Consider the following 16,068-nt stretch of genomic DNA (forward strand, 5'->3'; position numbering starts at 1 on the left):
AGAACCTGATGCAGTACATACAACAACCGCAGGCGATTGAGGCGAAAAGCTTCGACATTATCAGCGAGATCATCGCCGAAACGCGACCGGACTACCGTTTCGCCAGCCCGCTGCACGAGGCGATTATCAAGCGGGTGATCCACACCACCGCTGACTTCGAGTGGCTGGATATTCTGTGGTTTTCTCCGGATGCCCTGATCGCTCTGAGCGAGGCGCTGAGCCGGCCCTGCACCCTGTATACCGATACCACCATGGCGCTGTCCGGGATCAACAAAACCCTGTTAGCCCGCTTTGGCGGCGAATGCCGCTGCTATATCAGCGACCCGCGGGTGGTGCGCGAGGCGCAAAGCCGGGGGATGACCCGCTCGATGGCGGCGGTTGATATCGCGGTCGCCGAAGAGGGCGAGAAGGTGTTTGTTTTCGGCAATGCGCCCACCGCGCTGTTTCGTCTGCTGGAGCATGACGTCGCGGTCAACGGCGTGATTGGCGTGCCGGTCGGCTTCGTCGGCGCGGCGGAGTCGAAAGAGGCCCTGACGCAGAGCGGTTTGCCGGGCATCGCCGCGCTGGGTCGTAAAGGCGGCAGCAACGTCGCCGCCGCCATCGTCAACGCCATTTTGTACCACTTACAGGAGGCGCGATGAGCGAGCAATCCTTCGACGCCCCGGTGTGGCACAACGGCAAAGCGCTGCGCAAAGGCTACACCACCGGCTCGTGCGCGACGGCGGCGGCTAAGGTGGCGGCGCTGATGGTGATGCGCCAGCACCTCATTCATCAGGTCTCCATTGTCACCCCTTCCGGCGTCACGCTGTGTCTTAACGTCGAATCGCCGCACGTCGAAGGGCAGCAGGCGATCGCCGCCATCCGTAAAGACGGCGGCGATGACGTTGACGCCACCCACGGGATGCTGATTTTCGCCCGCGTGACGCTCGACGACTCCGGCGAGATAACCCTGCGCGGCGGCGAAGGTATCGGCACAGTCACCCGCAAAGGGATCGGCCTGCCCATAGGCAGCCCGGCGATTAACCGCACCCCGCGGCACACCATCGAGTCGGCGGTGCGCGAGGCGATTGGCCCGTCGCGCGGGGCGACGGTAGAGATTTTCGCCCCGGAGGGCGAGGTGCGGGCGCAAAAAACCTATAACGCGCGGCTGGGGATCCTCGGCGGGATTTCGATTATCGGCACCACCGGGATCGTCACCCCGATGTCGGAAGAGAGCTGGAAGCGCTCGCTCTCCCTCGAGCTGGAGATCAAACGCGCCGCCGGACTGGAGCGCGTGGTGCTGGTGCCGGGGAACCACGGCGAGCGCTTCGTACGCGAGCAGATGGGCATCGACTCGCAGGTGGTGGTCACCATGAGCAACTTCGTCGGCTACATGATTGAAGAGGCCGTGCGCCTCGGGTTCCGTCAGATCGTGCTGATTGGCCATCCCGGCAAGTTGATTAAAGTCGCCGCCGGGATCTTCCATACCCACAGCCATATCGCCGATGCGCGCATGGAAACGCTGGTCGCGCATCTGGCGCTGCAGGGGGCACCGCTGGCGCTGCTGCAGCTGGTGAGCGAATGCGATACCACCGAAGCGGCGATGGAGCACATCGACGCGTACGGTTTTCAGCCTATCTATAACCATCTTGCTGAACGCATCTGTCTGCGGGTGATGCAGATGCTGCGCTTTACCAAAGCGCCGCCCGTCTGCGACGCCATCATGTTCTCCTTTGATAACAAGGTTCTCGGCAGCAATCGGCCGATCGCCGAGATTGCGCGGGAGATGTCATGTTAACGGTGGTCGGCATGGGGCCGTCAGGCCTGCATTTGATGACGCCGGCGGCGCAAGATGCGGTCGCCAGCGCGGATGCGCTGGTAGGCGGTAAGCGGCATTTAGATCAGTTCCCCGGATTTCGCGGCGAACGGTTTGCGCTGGGCGCCAATATTGCCGAACTGCTGGTCTGGCTCGGCGAACGCGCAGCGCAGAAAGTGGTGGTGCTGGCCTCAGGCGACCCGCTCTTTTACGGCATCGGCACGCGGCTGATCGCCCACTTTGGCATCGAGCGCGTGCGCATTATCCCCGGCATCAGCGCGGTGCAGTATCTCTGCGCGAAGGCCGGTATCGATATGAACGATATCTGGCTGACCAGCAGCCACGGACGGGACGTCTGTTTTGATGAGCTGGCGCGCCAGCGCAAGGTGGCGATGGTGACCGACGGGCGCTGCGGGCCGCGGGAAATCGCCGCCCAGCTGGCGGCGCGGGGTAAAGGGTATCGCTGGATGGTGATTGGCGAAAATCTGGCGATGGATAACGAGCGGATCCACTGGCTACCGGTCAGTGAGGTCGATGCCGAATATGAGATGAACGCGGTGGTGATCCTCGATGAAAGATGAGCTTTTTCTGCGCGGCGAGAAGGTGCCGATGACCAAAGAGGCGGTTCGCGCGCTGGCGCTGGCCAAACTTGAGCTACACCGGGCAAGCCACTTGATTGATATCGGCGCCGGTACCGGCAGCGTGTCGATTGAGGCGGCGCTGCAGTATCCCTCTTTGCAGGTAACCGCCATCGAACGCAACCCCGCGGCTCTCCGGCTGCTGGACGAAAACCGCCAGCATTTCGCCTGCGGCAATATTGAGATCCTGCCCGGCGAAGCGCCGATGGTGATGACCGAACGCGCCGACGCCATTTTTATGGGCGGCAGCGGCGGCCGCCTCGACGAGCTCATTGACTGGTCGTGGCAGCAGCTCTATCCCGGTGGCCGTCTGGTGATGACTTTTATCCTGCAGGAGAACCTGAATGCGGCTCTCGACTATCTGCAGCAGCGGGGGATTACACAGATTGATTGCCTGCAGCTGAACGTCTCATCGCTGACCACGCTGGGCAGCGGCCACTACTTCAAACCCCATAATCCCGTTTTTGTCATCGCCTGTCAGAAGGAAGGAAACCATGGCTGAGACTTTTGATCCCCATTGCGTGTGGTTCGTCGGCGCCGGTCCTGGCGATCGCGAACTGATTACTCTCAAAGGCTACCGTCTGCTGCAGCAGGCGCAGGTGGTGATCTACGCCGGGTCGCTGATCAACACCGAGCTGCTGGCCTACTGTCCGCCACAGGCGGAGTGTCACGACAGCGCCGCGCTGCATCTGGAGCAGATCCTCGATCTGATGGAAGCGGGCGTGAAGGCGGGAAAAACGGTGGTGCGCCTGCAGACGGGGGACGTCTCGCTGTACGGCTCGGTGCGCGAGCAGGGCGAAGAGCTGACCCGCCGCGGGATCCGCTGGCAGGTGGTGCCGGGCGTCAGCGCCTTCCTCGGGGCGGCGGCGGAGCTGGGGGTGGAATATACGGTGCCCGAGGTATCGCAAAGTCTGATTATTACCCGTCTGGAAGGGCGCACGCCGGTTCCTGCGCGCGAACAGCTGGAGGCCTTTGCCAGCCACCAGACCTCGATGGCGATTTACCTGTCGGTGCAGCGTATTCACCGGGTGGCGGAGCGGCTGGTGGAGGGCGGCTACCCGGCGACCACCCCGGTCGCGGTGATCTATAAGGCCACCTGGCCGGAAAGCCAGACCGTCCGCGGAACCCTTGCGGACATCGGCGATAAGGTACGCGACGCCGGGATCCGCAAAACGGCGCTGATCCTCGTCGGTCCCTTCCTCGGCGATGAGTATCACTACTCCAAACTGTACGCAGCGGATTTTAGCCATGAATACCGTAAAGCCTGAATCCATTGCCCTGTTTTGCCTGACGCCCGGCGGCGTGCGGCTGGCAAAAAGGCTGGCGGCCATGCTGCCGCTCACCTGCTACACCAGCGAGGCGCTGCAGGAGGAGGGGTTTATCCCCTTTAACGGCGGCTTTGCCAGCGCTGCCCGCGAGGCGTTCAGCAGCTTTTCGGCGCTGATTTTTATCGGCGCCACCGGGATTGCCGTGCGGGTGCTGGCGCCGCTGGTGAATGACAAGCTCAGCGACCCGGCGGTGGTGGTGATTGATGAGCGCGCCCGGCACGTCATCAGCCTGCTCTCCGGCCATGCCGGGGGGGCCAATGCCCTGACCCGCTATCTCGCCGGGATGCTCGGCGCCGACCCGGTGATCACCACCGCAACCGACGTCAACGAGTTGGCCGCCCTCGACACACTGGCTGTTGAGCTGAACGCCCGGATGACCGATTTTCGCGCGACGGTGAAAACCGTTAATCAGATGCTGGTGAGCGGTAAGCGGGTGGGACTGTGGTGCGACGCTGAATTTACCGAGGCGCTAAGCCGCTGCGACCAGCGCGGCTTTATTCCGGTGAGGAACCTTACGCGCTTGCCGTCGCTCGACGCGCTGATCTGCATCACCCTGCGCCGGTCGCTGCCGCCGCTGCCGATACCTCACTGGAAGCTGGTGCCCCAGCGGGTGGTGGCGGGGATCGGCTGCCGGCGCGACACCCCCTGCGCGCTGCTCAGTACGCTGCTGGAGCGCCAGCTTGCTGCCCAGCGCCTTGACCCACTGGCGTTGAAAGCGATCGGCAGCGTGAGCCTGAAGGCAAACGAGCCGGGGCTCCGCCAGCTGGCTCATCGCTGCCGGGTGCCGTTCGAAACCTTCAGCGCCGAGGCGCTGCGCGAGCACGAGCACCGCTTTCCGGCCTCGTCTTTTGTCCGGGAGACGGTCGGCGTCGGCAGCGTCTCCGGCCCGGTGGCCTGGCTGCTGAGTCAGGGAAACCTGTCCGGCGAAACCCTGCGCGAGCAGGGCGTCACTATTACTTTGGGAGTTTCACACTGATGTTAAGCGTAATCGGAATTGGCCCTGGCTCGCAGGCGATGATGACCATGGAAGCCGTGGAGGCCCTGCAGGCGGCGGAGATTGTGGTGGGCTACAAGACCTACACCCACCTGGTAAAAGCCTTTACCGGTGACAAGCAGGTGATCAAAACCGGCATGTGCAAAGAGATTGAACGCTGCCAGGCGGCCATCGAGCTGGCGCAGGCCGGGCACAACGTTGCGCTGATCAGCAGCGGCGACGCCGGCATCTACGGCATGGCGGGGTTGGTGCTGGAGCTGGTTAATAAGCAGCGGCTGGACATTGAGGTCCGCCTGATCCCGGGGATGACGGCCAGTATCGCCGCCGCCTCGCTGCTCGGCGCGCCGCTGATGCATGATTTCTGCCATATCAGCCTCAGCGATCTGCTGACGCCGTGGTCGGTGATTGAAAAACGCATTGTCGCCGCCGGGGAAGCGGACTTCGTTATCTGTTTTTACAACCCCCGCAGCCGCGGCCGCGAAGGGCATCTGGCGCGCGCCTTTGCGCTGCTGGCGGCCAGCAAAAGCGCGGATACGCCGGTTGGCGTGGTCAAATCCGCCGGGCGTAAAAAGCAGGAGAAATGGCTGACCACCCTCGGGGAGATGGATTTCGCCCCGGTGGATATGACCAGCCTGGTGATCGTCGGCAACAAAGCGACATACATCGATAAAGGTCTGATGATTACCCCGCGAGGCTACGCGCTGTGAACCACGGCGACGTGCTGGTTATCGGAGGCACCAGCGATGCGCGGGCGATCTGCCAGCAGCTGGACGCCGCCGGCGTGCGCTACACCCTGTCGGTGGCGACGCTCACCGGTCAGCAGCTGGCGGGGGATATTCGCGGCCAGGTGCGCTGCGGGCGGCTTGAGCTGGAGGAGATGATCGCCTGGCTAAAGGCTAACCGGACCCGCTGGGTGATCGATGCTTCGCACCCCTACGCTGAAGCGGTAAGCCGCAATATCGTCCGGGCCTGCGCAACCGCCGGCGTGCTGCTGAGCCGCTATCAGCGCCCTGAGCAACTGAGCGGCCTGACGCATCCGCTGCTCTATACCGTAGAGAGCATTGAACAAGCCTGCGAGGTGGCGCGGCGTTTCGGCCCGCGCGTGCTGCTCACCACGGGAAGTAAAGATCTGGCGCGCTGGCGGGCGGGATTAGGTGACAAAACGCTGCTCGCCCGGGTGTTGCCGGTCGCCGATGTCATCGCGCAATGCGCCGCGCTGGGGTTTGGGGTTGGCGAGATTTTCGCGCTGTGCGGGCCGTTCAGCGCCGCGTTCAACGCCGCTTTTTACCGCCAGTGCCGGGCCGACGTGGTGATCACTAAGGCCTCCGGCGCCGAAGGCGGCTATCAGGAAAAAGTACAACCCTGTCTCGATGCGGGGATCCCCTGCATCGTCATTACCCGTCCGGCGCCGCTGGTGACGGGCGATGAATTACTGCAAAGCCAGGCCGATTTCGCTGCGCGGCTGACGCGCTGGCTGTCGGCGACTTGAGGAACAGGATATGAAAAAAGCACTTCTGGTGGTGAGCTTTGGCACCAGCTATCACGACACCCGCGAGAAGAACATCGCCGCCTGCGAGCGCGATCTGGCCGCCAGCTGCCCGGACCGCACGCTGTTTCGCGCCTTCACCTCGGGGATGATTATTCGCAAACTGCAGCAGCGCGACGGCATCCATATCGATACCCCGCTGCAGGCCCTGCAAAAGCTGGCCGAGCAGGGGTACCAGGATGTGGCGATCCAGTCCCTGCACATTATCAACGGCGACGAGTACGAGAAGATCGTTCGCGAAGTGCAGAGCATGCGCCCGCGCTTTCAGCGTCTGACGCTGGGCGCGCCGCTGTTGAGCGGTCATGGCGATTACGTGCAGCTAATGCAGGCCCTGCGCCAGCAGATGCCGCCGCTGGCGGCGACGGAGCGAGTGGTATTTATGGGGCATGGCGCCAGCCACCACGCCTTCGCGGCCTACGCCTGTCTGGATCATATGATGGCGGTGCAGGGTTTTCCGGCGCGGGTGGGGGCGGTGGAAAGCTATCCCGAAGTGGACATCGTGATTAACGAACTCGCTCGCCAGGGCGTGACCGGCGTGCACCTGATGCCGCTGATGCTGGTGGCCGGCGATCACGCCATTAACGATATGGCCTCGGACGAAGAGGACTCCTGGAAAACGCTGTTCAACGCCGCCGGTATCACGGCCACGCCGTGGCTGAGCGGGTTAGGGGAAAATCCGGCGGTGCGGGCGATGTTCGTCGCCCATCTGCAGCAGGCGCTGAATAACGCGATGGAGAAAGCAGCATGAGCGGCAAACTGTACGCCCTGAGCACCGGGCCAGGGGCGGCCGATCTGATCACTGTGCGTGCGGCGCGGATCCTCGGCCAGCTGGATGTGCTGTATGCGCCAGCCGGTCGCAAAGGCGGCGACAGCCTGGCCCTCTCCATCGTGCGTGAGTACCTTGGCGCACACACGGAGGTCCGCTGCTGCCATTTTCCGATGAGCGCCGACAGCGCGGAAAAAGAGGCGGTGTGGAACGATGTCGCCGCGGCGCTGGCCCAGGAAGTGGCGGCGGGCAGGCAGGTCGGATTTATCACCCTCGGCGATGCCATGCTGTTCAGCACCTGGGTCTTTCTGCTGCAGCGGATTGGCTGCCCGGACTGGCTGGAGATTGTCCCTGGCGTTACCTCCTTCGCCGCCATTGCTGCGCGGGCGAAAACCCCGCTGGCCATGGAGCAGCAGTCGCTGGCGGTGATCTCCTGCACCGCGCCGGAGGCGGACATTGCCGCGGCGCTGCGCCAGCATGACAGTCTGGTTCTGATGAAAGTCTACGGCCGCTTCGCCCGCATTAAGGCGCTGCTGGCGCAGGCGGGGCTGCTGGATGCGGCGCTGATGATGTCAGAGGCCACCCTGCCGGGTGAGCAGTGCTGGCGCAGCCTGCGCGAGGTCAGCGATGATCAGCCGCTGCCCTATTTCTCGACCATCCTGGTTAACAAACAGTGGGAGGAGGCGTAATGAATCAGGTGCAATCGCTGAAGCAGCTTTCGTATGGGGGGCTGGCGGCTGCTGTTCTGCTGATCATCGTCCCGCAGGAGGCGTTCGCCATGCATATCATGGAGGGCTTTTTGCCGCCGATGTGGGCGCTGGCGTGGTGGCTGCTGTTTTTACCCTGCCTGTGGTACGGCCTGGTGCGCCTGCGGCGTATCGTCCAGGAAGAGAGCAATCAGAAGGTGCTGCTGGCTCTCTGCGGGGCGTTTATTTTTGTTCTTTCGGCGCTGAAGATCCCATCGGTGACCGGCAGCTGCTCGCATCCCACCGGCGTTGGTCTGGCGGTGATCCTCTTCGGGCCGGGCGTAGTGGCGGTGCTGGGGGCGATCGTTCTGCTGTTCCAGGCGCTGCTGCTGGCGCATGGCGGCCTGACCACCCTTGGCGCCAACGGGATGTCGATGGCGGTGATCGGTCCGATGGTCGGCTATCTGGTGTGGAAGCTGGCCTGTCGGGCGGGGATCCGTCGCGATGTCGGGGTCTTTCTCTGCGCCATGCTGGCGGATCTGATGACCTACTTTGTCACCTCCGTCCAGCTCGGGGTGGCCTTTCCCGATCCGGCAACCGGAGCAGGTGGATCGATCGCCAAGTTTATGGGCATCTTCTGCCTGACGCAGATCCCGATCGCCATCGCGGAAGGGTTGCTCACCGTGATGATCTACGATCAGCTAACCAAACGGCGACTGATCGCCGCGGAGGGACATTAATATGAAAAAGACCCTGATCCTGTTGGCGATGGTGGTCGCCCTGATGATCCTGCCATTTTTTATTAACCACGGCGGCGAGTTTGGCGGCTCGGACGGCGAAGCGGAGAGCCAGATCCAGGCGGTGGCGCCGGATTATCAACCCTGGTTCCAGCCGCTATATGAACCGGCGAGCGGCGAGATTGAGAGCCTGCTGTTTACCCTGCAGGGCTCGCTGGGCGCGGCGGTGATTTTTTACATTCTCGGATATGCGAGGGGCAGACAGCGCCGTGATGACCGGGTTTGACCGACTCAGCTACCAGAGCCGCTGGCTGCAGGTGGCGCCAGAGCGGAAGTTTCTGCTCTGGCTGCTGCTGATGGCGCTGGCCTTTACGCTTCCGGCATGGGGCCAGGCGCTGACGCTGGCGCTAACCGCCGCGCTGACCTGCTGGCTGCTACGGGTCTCATTCAAGCGCTGGTGCCGCTGGATGGCGCTGCCCTTTGGCTTTTTGCTGGTCGGCGTGCTGACCATTCTGTTCAGCGTCAGCCGCGACCCGCAGATGCTGTTAGCGAGCTTTCGGCTGGGCGCTTTCTCGATAGGGATTTCCGCCCAGGGGCTGGCCGTGGCCGGGGAGACTTTCTGGCGCAGCCTGGCGGCGATGGCGGCGACGCTCTGGCTGGTGCTCAATCTGCCTTTCCCGCAGTTGATTATTTTACTCAAGCGCGGTCGTGTACCGCGACTGCTGACGGAGCAGATCCTGCTGACCTGGCGCTTCATTTTTATTCTGTTGGACGAGGCGATGGCGATTCACCGCGCGCAAACCCTGCGTTTTGGCTATGGTAGCGTGCCGCAGGGCTATCGCTCGCTGGCGATGCTGGTGGGACTGCTGTTCACCCGCGTCCTCCTGCGCTATCAACAGATGAGCACGGCGCTGGATATCAAATTGTACCAGGGTGATTTTCACCTCTAAGGATAAGTATGCTTGCCACAACCGATCTCTGGTTTCGCTATCAGGATGAGCCGGTGCTTAAAGGGCTGACGCTGGATTTTTCCCGCCATGCGGTGACCGGCCTGGTGGGGGCCAACGGCTGCGGAAAGTCGACGCTGTTTATGAACCTGAGCGGCCTGCTGCGCCCGCAGCAGGGGGCGGTGCTGTGGCAGGGAGAGGCGCTGGATTACAGCAAGCGCGGTCTGCTGGCGCTGCGCCAGCAGGTGGCGACGGTGTTTCAGGATCCGGACCAGCAAATCTTCTATACCGATATCGACAGCGATATCGCTTTTAGTCTGCGTAACCTCGGGGTGGCGGAAGAGGAGATCGCCCGCCGGGTGGATGAGGCGCTGACCCTCGTCGATGCCCAGGGGTTTCGCCAGCAGCCGATCCAGTGCCTCAGTCATGGGCAGAAAAAACGGGTGGCGATCGCCGGGGCGCTGGTGCTGCAGGCGCGCTACCTGCTGCTTGACGAGCCCACCGCGGGCCTCGATCCCCGCGGGCGCGCGCAGATGATCGCCATCATCCGGCGCATTGTCGGGCAGGGGCGGCGCGTAGTGATCTCCAGCCACGATATCGATCTGATCTATGAGGTGAGCGACGCCGTTTACGTTCTGCGGCACGGCGAAGTGCTGGCCGAAGGGGAGCCCGGCGAGGTGTTTGCCTGCGCGGAGACCATGGCCCGGGCGGGATTGACCCAGCCGTGGCTGGTGAAACTTCATAGCGAACTGGGGCTGCCGCTGTGTAAAACCGAAGCGGAGTTTTTTCAGCGGATGCGCAACGATGCGATAGGCGCGATTAAGGAGGCGTCATGACGCTGGCGATTATGTTACAGGGCACCGCTTCCGACGTCGGGAAAAGCGTGCTGGTGGCGGGACTGTGCCGCATTTTTTATCAGGATGGACTGCGCACCGCGCCGTTTAAATCACAGAATATGGCGCTGAACTCCGGCATTACGCCGGATGGCAAAGAGATGGGCCGGGCGCAGATTTTCCAGGCCGAAGCAGCCGGGATCGCCCCGGATGTCCGCATGAATCCGATTTTGCTCAAGCCCACCAGCGACCGTCAGGCGCAGGTGGTGCTGATGGGGGAGGTGGCGACCAGCATGGACGCGGTGAGCTATCACCAGTACAAGCCACGCCTGCGCGAGCAGATCCTCGCGGTCTACCAGAGCCTGGCCGGGGAGTATGAGGCGCTGGTGCTGGAAGGGGCCGGCAGCCCAGCGGAAATTAACCTGCGCGACCGCGATATCGTCAATATGGGCATGGCCGAAATGGCGCAGTGCCCGGTGATCCTGGTGGCCGACATCGACCGCGGCGGGGTATTTGCCGCGATTTACGGCACGCTGGCGCTGCTGCAGCCCGAGGAGCGAGCGCGGGTGAAAGGCGTGATTATCAATAAATTCCGCGGCGATGTGGCGCTCCTGCGCTCGGGGATCGAGCAGATCGAGGCGTTGACCGGCGTGCCGGTGCTGGGCGTTATGCCGTGGCTTGAAGTTGACCTTGAGGATGAGGACGGCGTCGCGCTGCAGGCCGGGAAATACCACCGCACCGACCGGCGCGATATCGACATCGCCGTCGTTCACCTGCCGCATATCGCCAATTTTACCGACTTTAACGCCCTGGCGGCGCAGCCTGACGTCCGGGTGCGCTATGTCCGCGACCCGCAGGCGCTGGCCGACGCCGACCTGGTCATTCTCCCGGGCAGTAAAAATACCCTCGGCGATCTGTGCTGGCTGCGTGAAAGCGGCATGGCGCACGCGGTCGAGCAGGCCCGGCTGCGCAAGGTGCCGCTGCTGGGGATCTGCGGCGGCTATCAGATGCTCGGCGAAACCATTATCGATGAGGTGGAGTCTGGCCTTGGCACCCAGCCCGGACTGGGGGTGCTGAAGACCGTGACCCACTTCGCCCAGCGCAAAACCACCACTCAGGTGCAGGCGACCCTGGAGGCTAACCTCCCGGACTGGTTAGCCGACGCGGCGGGGCTGCGGGTCAGTGGCTACGAAATTCATATGGGCGAGACGCGCCGTGAGGCAGGCTGCGCGCCGCTGCTGCAGCTGCATAAAGCGGGACAGTCAGTGGCAGACGGCGCGGTCAGCGACGACGGCCTGGCGTTCGGCACCTATCTCCATGGCCTGTTCGACAACGATGCCTTTACCCGCGCGCTGGTTAACGGCCTGCGTCAGCGCAAAGGGCTGGCGCCGCTGGACAGCGCCCTGGAGTATGCCCGCTATAAAACCCGCCAGTTTGACCAGCTGGCCGATGCCATGCGCGAACATATCGCCATCGATCAAATTTACGCCATCATGCGCCAACATCAGGAGCCCCTATGCTGACTTTAGTGACCGGCGGCGCGCGCAGCGGCAAAAGCCGCCATGCCGAGGCGCTGATTGCCGATGCGCCGCAGGTTTTATATATCGCCACCTCGCAAATCTTTGACGACGAGATGGCCGCAAGGATCCAGCATCATCGCGACGGCAGGCCCGCCCACTGGCGCACCGCCGAGCGCTGGCAGCAGCTTGATGAACTGATCACCCCGGATATCGCCCCAGAGGAGGCGATTTTGCTGGAATGCATTACCACCATGGTCACCAACCTGCTGTTCGCGCTCGGCGGCGACAGCGACCCCGACGGCTGGGATTACGCCGCCATGGAGCGGGCTATTGATGACGAAATTGGCGTGCTGATTGCCGCCTGTCAGCGCTGCCCGGCGCACGTCGTGCTGGTGACCAACGAGGTGGGGATGGGCATTGTGCCGGAGAACCGCCTGGCGCGGCATTTTCGTGATATCGCCGGGCGGGTCAATCAGCGCCTGGCGGCCGCGGCGGATGCGGTCTGGCTGGTGGTCTCCGGCATCGGCGTCAAAATCAAATAACTCAATCGCTGGCCGACCGGGCCAGCCCTGGCAGGGATTCTGTATGCAAAGCGTAAACGAGGTACTGCGGGCGATCCCCGCGCCGGACGCCGACGCCATGGCGCGGGCACAGCAACACATCGACGGCTTACTCAAGCCCCCCGGCAGCCTCGGGCGTCTGGAGGCGCTGGCGGTGCAGCTGGCGGGAATGCCCGGCCTGGGCGGCCAGCCGCAGGTGGCGAAAAAGGCCCTGCTGGTGATGTGCGCCGACCATGGGGTATGGGACGAAGGGGTGGCGATTTCGCCGAAGGCGGTCACGGCCATCCAGGCAGCCAATATGACCCGCGGCACCACCGGCGTCTGCGTGCTCGCCGCCCAGGCCGGGGCGCAAGTGCACGTGATTGATGTCGGGATCGATAGCGAACCGCTGCCCGGCGTGGTGAATATGCGGATGGCGCGGGGCTGCGGCAATATTGCCCGCGGCCCGGCCATGAGCCGCGAGCAGGGGCAGGAGCTGCTGCTGGAGGTGATGCGCTACACCCGCGCGCTGGCGCAGGAGGGCGTGACTCTGTTTGGCGTCGGCGAACTGGGGATGGCCAATACCACGCCGGCGGCGGCGATGGTCAGCGTCCTGACCGGCAGCGATGCGCAGGAGGTGGTCGGGATTGGCGCCAATTTGCCGCTGGCGAAGGTTGGCAACAAGGTGGAGGTCGTGCGGCGGGCTATCGCCCTTAATCAGCCCGACCCGAAGGATGGCCTCGACGTGCTGAGCAAAGTCGGTGGATTTGATCTGCTGGGGATGACCGGCGTCATGCTGGGGGCGGCGTCCTGCGGGCTGCCGGTGGTGCTGGATGGCTTTCTCTCTTACGCGGCGGCGCTGGCGGCGTGCCGGATAGCGCCGGCGGTAAAACCGTATCTGATCCCGTCCCACTATTCGGCGGAGAAGGGGGCGCGTATCGCGCTGGCGCACCTCGGACTCGAACCGTATCTCAATATGGGTATGCGGCTGGGGGAAGGCAGCGGCGCGGCGCTGGCGATGCCGATCGTCGAGGCGGCCTGTGCGATGTACCATCGCATGGGCATGCTGGCGGCCAGCAATATTGTGTTACCTAAGGGGTAAGCAGGAGATGGGGCGGCAATGGCCGTTCCCGTTTTCGGCAGAGGTTTTGCCGGCGGCAGAAACAAAAAAACACCCTTGAGGGTGTTTATGATGTTGGTTGCGGGGGCCGGATTTGAACCGACGACCTTCGGGTTATGAGCCCGACGAGCTACCAGGCTGCTCCACCCCGCGTCACCGTACTGCTTCACGTTGTCAAATTTGATTGGTTGCGGGGGCCGGATTTGAACCGACGACCTTCGGGTTATGAGCCCGACGAGCTACCAGGCTGCTCCACCCCGCGTCACCGTACTGCTTTACTTCATCAAATTTTAATTGGTTGCGGGGGCCGGATTTGAACCGACGACCTTCGGGTTATGAGCCCGACGAGCTACCAGGCTGCTCCACCCCGCGTCCGTGGAAGCGCACTATACTCCGCTAGCGAGATGATGCAACCTTTTTTCGACCAAATCGACATTTTTGTAAGAATTGGCTTATAAAACGCCACGTTGTGGTGTTTTTTTGCACAAATCTGTGCCATCGATGAGATCGCGCATTTCAATAGCTCTGGCGCTTTGTTATCTTCAACACGCACTAAGGCTTCGCAGCAAAAGATGAGACACCATGAAAGGACGTTGGGCAAAATACGTAGCGACGGGGGCAATGCTGGCTATGCTCGCCGCCTGTTCCTCAAAACCGACCGACCGCGGTCAGCAATATAGCGATGGCAAGTTCACCCAGCCGTTTTCACTGGTAAACCAGCCGGATGCCGTCGGGGCGCCGATCAACGCCGGCGACTTCTCCGAGCAGGTTAATCAAATTCGTAACGCCTCTCCGCGCCTCTATAACAGCCAGAGCAACGTCTATAACGCGCTGCAGGAGTGGCTGCGCGCCGGCGGCGACACCCGCACGCTGCGCCAGTTTGGCATCGACGCCTGGCAGATGCAGGGCGTCGACAACTATGGCAACGTCCAGTTTACCGGCTACTACACGCCGGTGGTGCAGGCGCGCCATACCCGTCAGGGCGAATTCCAGTACCCCATTTATCGGATGCCGCCGAAGCGCGGCAAGCTGCCGTCCCGCGCCAGCATTTATGCCGGCGCACTGAGCGACAACTATGTGCTGGCGTACAGCAATTCGCTGATGGATAACTTCATCATGGACGTGCAGGGCAGCGGCTATATCGATTTTGGCGACGGTTCGCCGCTCAACTTCTTTAGCTATGCCGGGAAAAACGGCTGGCCCTATCGCAGCATCGGCAAAGTGCTGATCGACCGCGGGGAAGTGAAGAAAGAAGATATGTCGATGCAGGCGATCCGCGAGTGGGGTGAAAAGCACAGCGAAGCGGAAGTGCGCGAGCTGCTGGAGCAGAACCCGTCGTTCGTGTTCTTTAAACCACAGTCTTTCGCGCCGGTGAAAGGCGCCAGCGCCGTGCCGCTGATCGGCCGCGCCTCGGTGGCCTCCGACCGGTCGATTATTCCGCCGGGAACCACCTTGCTGGCCGAGGTACCTCTGCTGGATAATAACGGCAAGTTTAACGGCCAGTACGAACTGCGTCTGATGGTCGCCCTCGACGTTGGCGGGGCCATCAAAGGCCAGCATTTCGACATCTATCAGGGCATTGGGCCTGACGCTGGCCACCGTGCCGGCTGGTATAACCACTACGGCCGCGTATGGGTGCTGAAAAACGCGCCAGGCGCGGGAAATGTTTTTAGCGGCTAACACCCCTGGCCGTGCCTGTTGACCAGGGCGCCCGGATGACGCCGTTTGCGGCGGCCTCCGGGCGCTGTCATTTTGTTCTGAGGTTCTATGTCTGTTGTAATCAGCGATGCCTGGCGCCAGCGTTTTGGCGGTACGGCACGTTTATATGGTGAAAAAGCGCTGCAATGTTTTGCCGACGCCCACGTCTGCGTGGTCGGGATCGGCGGGGTCGGCTCGTGGGCGGCGGAAGCGCTGGCGCGGACCGGCATCGGGGCGATCACCCTTATCGATATGGACGATGTCTGCGTTACCAATACCAACCGCCAGATCCACGCCCTCAGCGGCAACGTCGGGCTGGCGAAAGCGGAGGTGATGGCGGAACGTATTCGCCTGATCAACCCGGAGTGTCGGGTGACGGTGGTGGATGATTTCGTAACCCCGGAAAACGTGGCCGAATACCTGGGCACCGGCTTCAGCTATGTCATCGACGCCATCGATAGCGTCCGGCCAAAAGCGGCGCTTATTGCCTGGTGCCGCCGCTACAAAGTGCCGCTGGTCACCACCGGCGGGGCAGGCGGCCAGATTGACCCAACGCAGATCCAGGTCGCTGACCTGGCGAAGACCATCCAGGATCCGCTGGCGGCTAAACTGCGCGAGCGTCTGAAAAGCCAGTTTGGGGTGGTGAAAAACAGTAAAGGCAAGCTCGGCGTGGACTGCGTATTCTCTACGGAAGCGCTGGTCTACCCGCAGGCGGACGGCAGTGTCTGCGCGATGAAGAGTACGGCGGAAGGGCCGAAGCGGATGGACTGCGCATCCGGGTTTGGCGCCGCGACGATGGTGACCGCGACCTTTGGTTTTGTCGCCGTCTCCCATGCGCTGAAGAAAATGCTGGCGAAGGCGGAGCGGCAGACGACGTAAATTCCCGGGTCGCGGCGCAGGCGCCTTACCCGGTCTACAGGA

General features: G+C 62.8%; 19 protein-coding genes and 3 tRNA genes. 19 read left to right on the forward strand and 3 right to left on the reverse strand.

The genetic code is table 11. The features are described 5' to 3' along the window. Positions 1 to 8 precede the first annotated feature (8 nt). From ACQUTP_RS13760 to cobT, 17 genes are read left to right on the forward strand one after another with little or no spacing between them, the layout of a single operon-like run. On the forward strand, positions 9 to 641 hold the full coding sequence (locus ACQUTP_RS13760) for a cobalt-precorrin-8 methylmutase (RefSeq protein ID WP_285756345.1): 633 nt from the start codon (positions 9 to 11) through the stop codon (positions 639 to 641). Continuing rightward, complete coding sequence (gene cbiD / locus ACQUTP_RS13765) at positions 638 to 1,777, forward strand: cobalt-precorrin-5B (C(1))-methyltransferase CbiD (protein WP_080841389.1); 1,140 nt, start codon at positions 638 to 640, stop codon at positions 1,775 to 1,777. The genes ACQUTP_RS13760 and cbiD overlap by 4 nt, the downstream gene beginning before the upstream one ends. Beyond that, positions 1,771 to 2,376 carry a cobalt-precorrin-7 (C(5))-methyltransferase gene (locus tag ACQUTP_RS13770; protein WP_004205493.1) on the forward strand — a complete coding sequence of 202 codons (606 nt, stop codon included), beginning with the start codon at positions 1,771 to 1,773 and terminating at the stop codon, positions 2,374 to 2,376. Before cbiD ends, ACQUTP_RS13770 begins: the two co-directional genes overlap by 7 nt. Continuing rightward, positions 2,366 to 2,935: a decarboxylating cobalt-precorrin-6B (C(15))-methyltransferase gene (locus ACQUTP_RS13775; RefSeq protein ID WP_023319048.1), complete on the forward strand. Its 570-nt coding sequence runs from the start codon at positions 2,366 to 2,368 to the stop codon at positions 2,933 to 2,935. The genes ACQUTP_RS13770 and ACQUTP_RS13775 overlap by 11 nt, the downstream gene beginning before the upstream one ends. Next, positions 2,928 to 3,701 carry a cobalt-precorrin-4 methyltransferase gene (locus ACQUTP_RS13780; RefSeq protein WP_004149602.1) on the forward strand — a complete coding sequence of 258 codons (774 nt, stop codon included), beginning with the start codon at positions 2,928 to 2,930 and terminating at the stop codon, positions 3,699 to 3,701. The genes ACQUTP_RS13775 and ACQUTP_RS13780 overlap by 8 nt, the downstream gene beginning before the upstream one ends. Beyond that, positions 3,682 to 4,737 carry a cobalt-precorrin 5A hydrolase gene (gene cbiG / locus ACQUTP_RS13785; protein WP_004205497.1) on the forward strand — a complete coding sequence of 352 codons (1,056 nt, stop codon included), beginning with the start codon at positions 3,682 to 3,684 and terminating at the stop codon, positions 4,735 to 4,737. The genes ACQUTP_RS13780 and cbiG overlap by 20 nt, the downstream gene beginning before the upstream one ends. Continuing rightward, entirely contained in the window at positions 4,737 to 5,462 is a 726-nt protein-coding gene (locus ACQUTP_RS13790; protein ID WP_004205498.1) for a precorrin-3B C(17)-methyltransferase, read from the forward strand. The genes cbiG and ACQUTP_RS13790 overlap by 1 nt, the downstream gene beginning before the upstream one ends. Further along, the gene (locus tag ACQUTP_RS13795) at positions 5,459 to 6,244 is read left to right on the forward strand and encodes a cobalt-precorrin-6A reductase (RefSeq protein WP_004205499.1); all 786 of its coding nucleotides are present in this window, start codon (positions 5,459 to 5,461) and stop codon (positions 6,242 to 6,244) included. Before ACQUTP_RS13790 ends, ACQUTP_RS13795 begins: the two co-directional genes overlap by 4 nt. Positions 6,245 to 6,254: 10 nt before the next feature. After that, a complete protein-coding gene (cbiK, locus tag ACQUTP_RS13800) occupies positions 6,255 to 7,049 on the forward strand; it encodes a sirohydrochlorin cobaltochelatase (RefSeq protein WP_017899205.1) in 795 nt (264 codons plus the stop codon). Then, positions 7,046 to 7,756 carry a cobalt-factor II C(20)-methyltransferase gene (locus ACQUTP_RS13805; protein ID WP_060656701.1) on the forward strand — a complete coding sequence of 237 codons (711 nt, stop codon included), beginning with the start codon at positions 7,046 to 7,048 and terminating at the stop codon, positions 7,754 to 7,756. Before cbiK ends, ACQUTP_RS13805 begins: the two co-directional genes overlap by 4 nt. Next, a complete protein-coding gene (gene cbiM / locus ACQUTP_RS13810; RefSeq protein ID WP_004205506.1) occupies positions 7,756 to 8,493 on the forward strand; it encodes a cobalt ECF transporter S component CbiM in 738 nt (245 codons plus the stop codon). Before ACQUTP_RS13805 ends, cbiM begins: the two co-directional genes overlap by 1 nt. Position 8,494: 1 nt before the next feature. Continuing rightward, complete coding sequence (locus ACQUTP_RS13815) at positions 8,495 to 8,776, forward strand: energy-coupling factor ABC transporter substrate-binding protein (protein WP_004205507.1); 282 nt, start codon at positions 8,495 to 8,497, stop codon at positions 8,774 to 8,776. Then, entirely contained in the window at positions 8,763 to 9,440 is a 678-nt protein-coding gene (locus ACQUTP_RS13820; RefSeq protein WP_049092081.1) for an energy-coupling factor ABC transporter transmembrane protein, read from the forward strand. The genes ACQUTP_RS13815 and ACQUTP_RS13820 overlap by 14 nt, the downstream gene beginning before the upstream one ends. 8 nt (positions 9,441 to 9,448) lie before the next feature. Then, on the forward strand, positions 9,449 to 10,273 hold the full coding sequence (locus ACQUTP_RS13825) for an energy-coupling factor ABC transporter ATP-binding protein (protein WP_049092080.1): 825 nt from the start codon (positions 9,449 to 9,451) through the stop codon (positions 10,271 to 10,273). Further along, on the forward strand, positions 10,270 to 11,793 hold the full coding sequence (locus tag ACQUTP_RS13830) for a cobyric acid synthase (RefSeq protein ID WP_004205510.1): 1,524 nt from the start codon (positions 10,270 to 10,272) through the stop codon (positions 11,791 to 11,793). Before ACQUTP_RS13825 ends, ACQUTP_RS13830 begins: the two co-directional genes overlap by 4 nt. After that, entirely contained in the window at positions 11,787 to 12,332 is a 546-nt protein-coding gene (cobU, locus tag ACQUTP_RS13835) for a bifunctional adenosylcobinamide kinase/adenosylcobinamide-phosphate guanylyltransferase (protein ID WP_004205511.1), read from the forward strand. Before ACQUTP_RS13830 ends, cobU begins: the two co-directional genes overlap by 7 nt. 43 nt (positions 12,333 to 12,375) lie before the next feature. Beyond that, positions 12,376 to 13,431 carry a nicotinate-nucleotide--dimethylbenzimidazole phosphoribosyltransferase gene (gene cobT, locus ACQUTP_RS13840; RefSeq protein ID WP_043520794.1) on the forward strand — a complete coding sequence of 352 codons (1,056 nt, stop codon included), beginning with the start codon at positions 12,376 to 12,378 and terminating at the stop codon, positions 13,429 to 13,431. Positions 13,432 to 13,525: 94 nt separating this feature from the next. Here cobT and ACQUTP_RS13845 read toward each other — a convergent pair. The 3 genes from ACQUTP_RS13845 to ACQUTP_RS13855 form a co-directional block, all read right to left on the reverse strand. Then, positions 13,526 to 13,602: transfer RNA gene (locus ACQUTP_RS13845), tRNA-Met, on the reverse strand. Between the two features lie 32 nt (positions 13,603 to 13,634). Continuing rightward, positions 13,635 to 13,711: transfer RNA gene (locus ACQUTP_RS13850), tRNA-Met, on the reverse strand. Between the two features lie 33 nt (positions 13,712 to 13,744). Further along, a tRNA-Met gene (locus tag ACQUTP_RS13855) sits at positions 13,745 to 13,821 on the reverse strand. Between the two features lie 210 nt (positions 13,822 to 14,031). Here ACQUTP_RS13855 and mltA point away from each other — a divergent pair. Beyond that, positions 14,032 to 15,129, forward strand: coding sequence for a murein transglycosylase A (mltA, locus tag ACQUTP_RS13860; RefSeq protein WP_002915579.1), 1,098 nt, complete (start codon positions 14,032 to 14,034; stop codon positions 15,127 to 15,129). A gap of 87 nt (positions 15,130 to 15,216) precedes the next feature. Beyond that, positions 15,217 to 16,026: a tRNA cyclic N6-threonylcarbamoyladenosine(37) synthase TcdA gene (tcdA, locus tag ACQUTP_RS13865; protein WP_017899199.1), complete on the forward strand. Its 810-nt coding sequence runs from the start codon at positions 15,217 to 15,219 to the stop codon at positions 16,024 to 16,026. Positions 16,027 to 16,068 lie beyond the last annotated feature (42 nt).

Source organism: Klebsiella sp. 2-CIP_Kleb. (assembly GCF_050378715.1).
GTDB classification, from domain to species: domain Bacteria; phylum Pseudomonadota; class Gammaproteobacteria; order Enterobacterales; family Enterobacteriaceae; genus Klebsiella; species Klebsiella quasipneumoniae.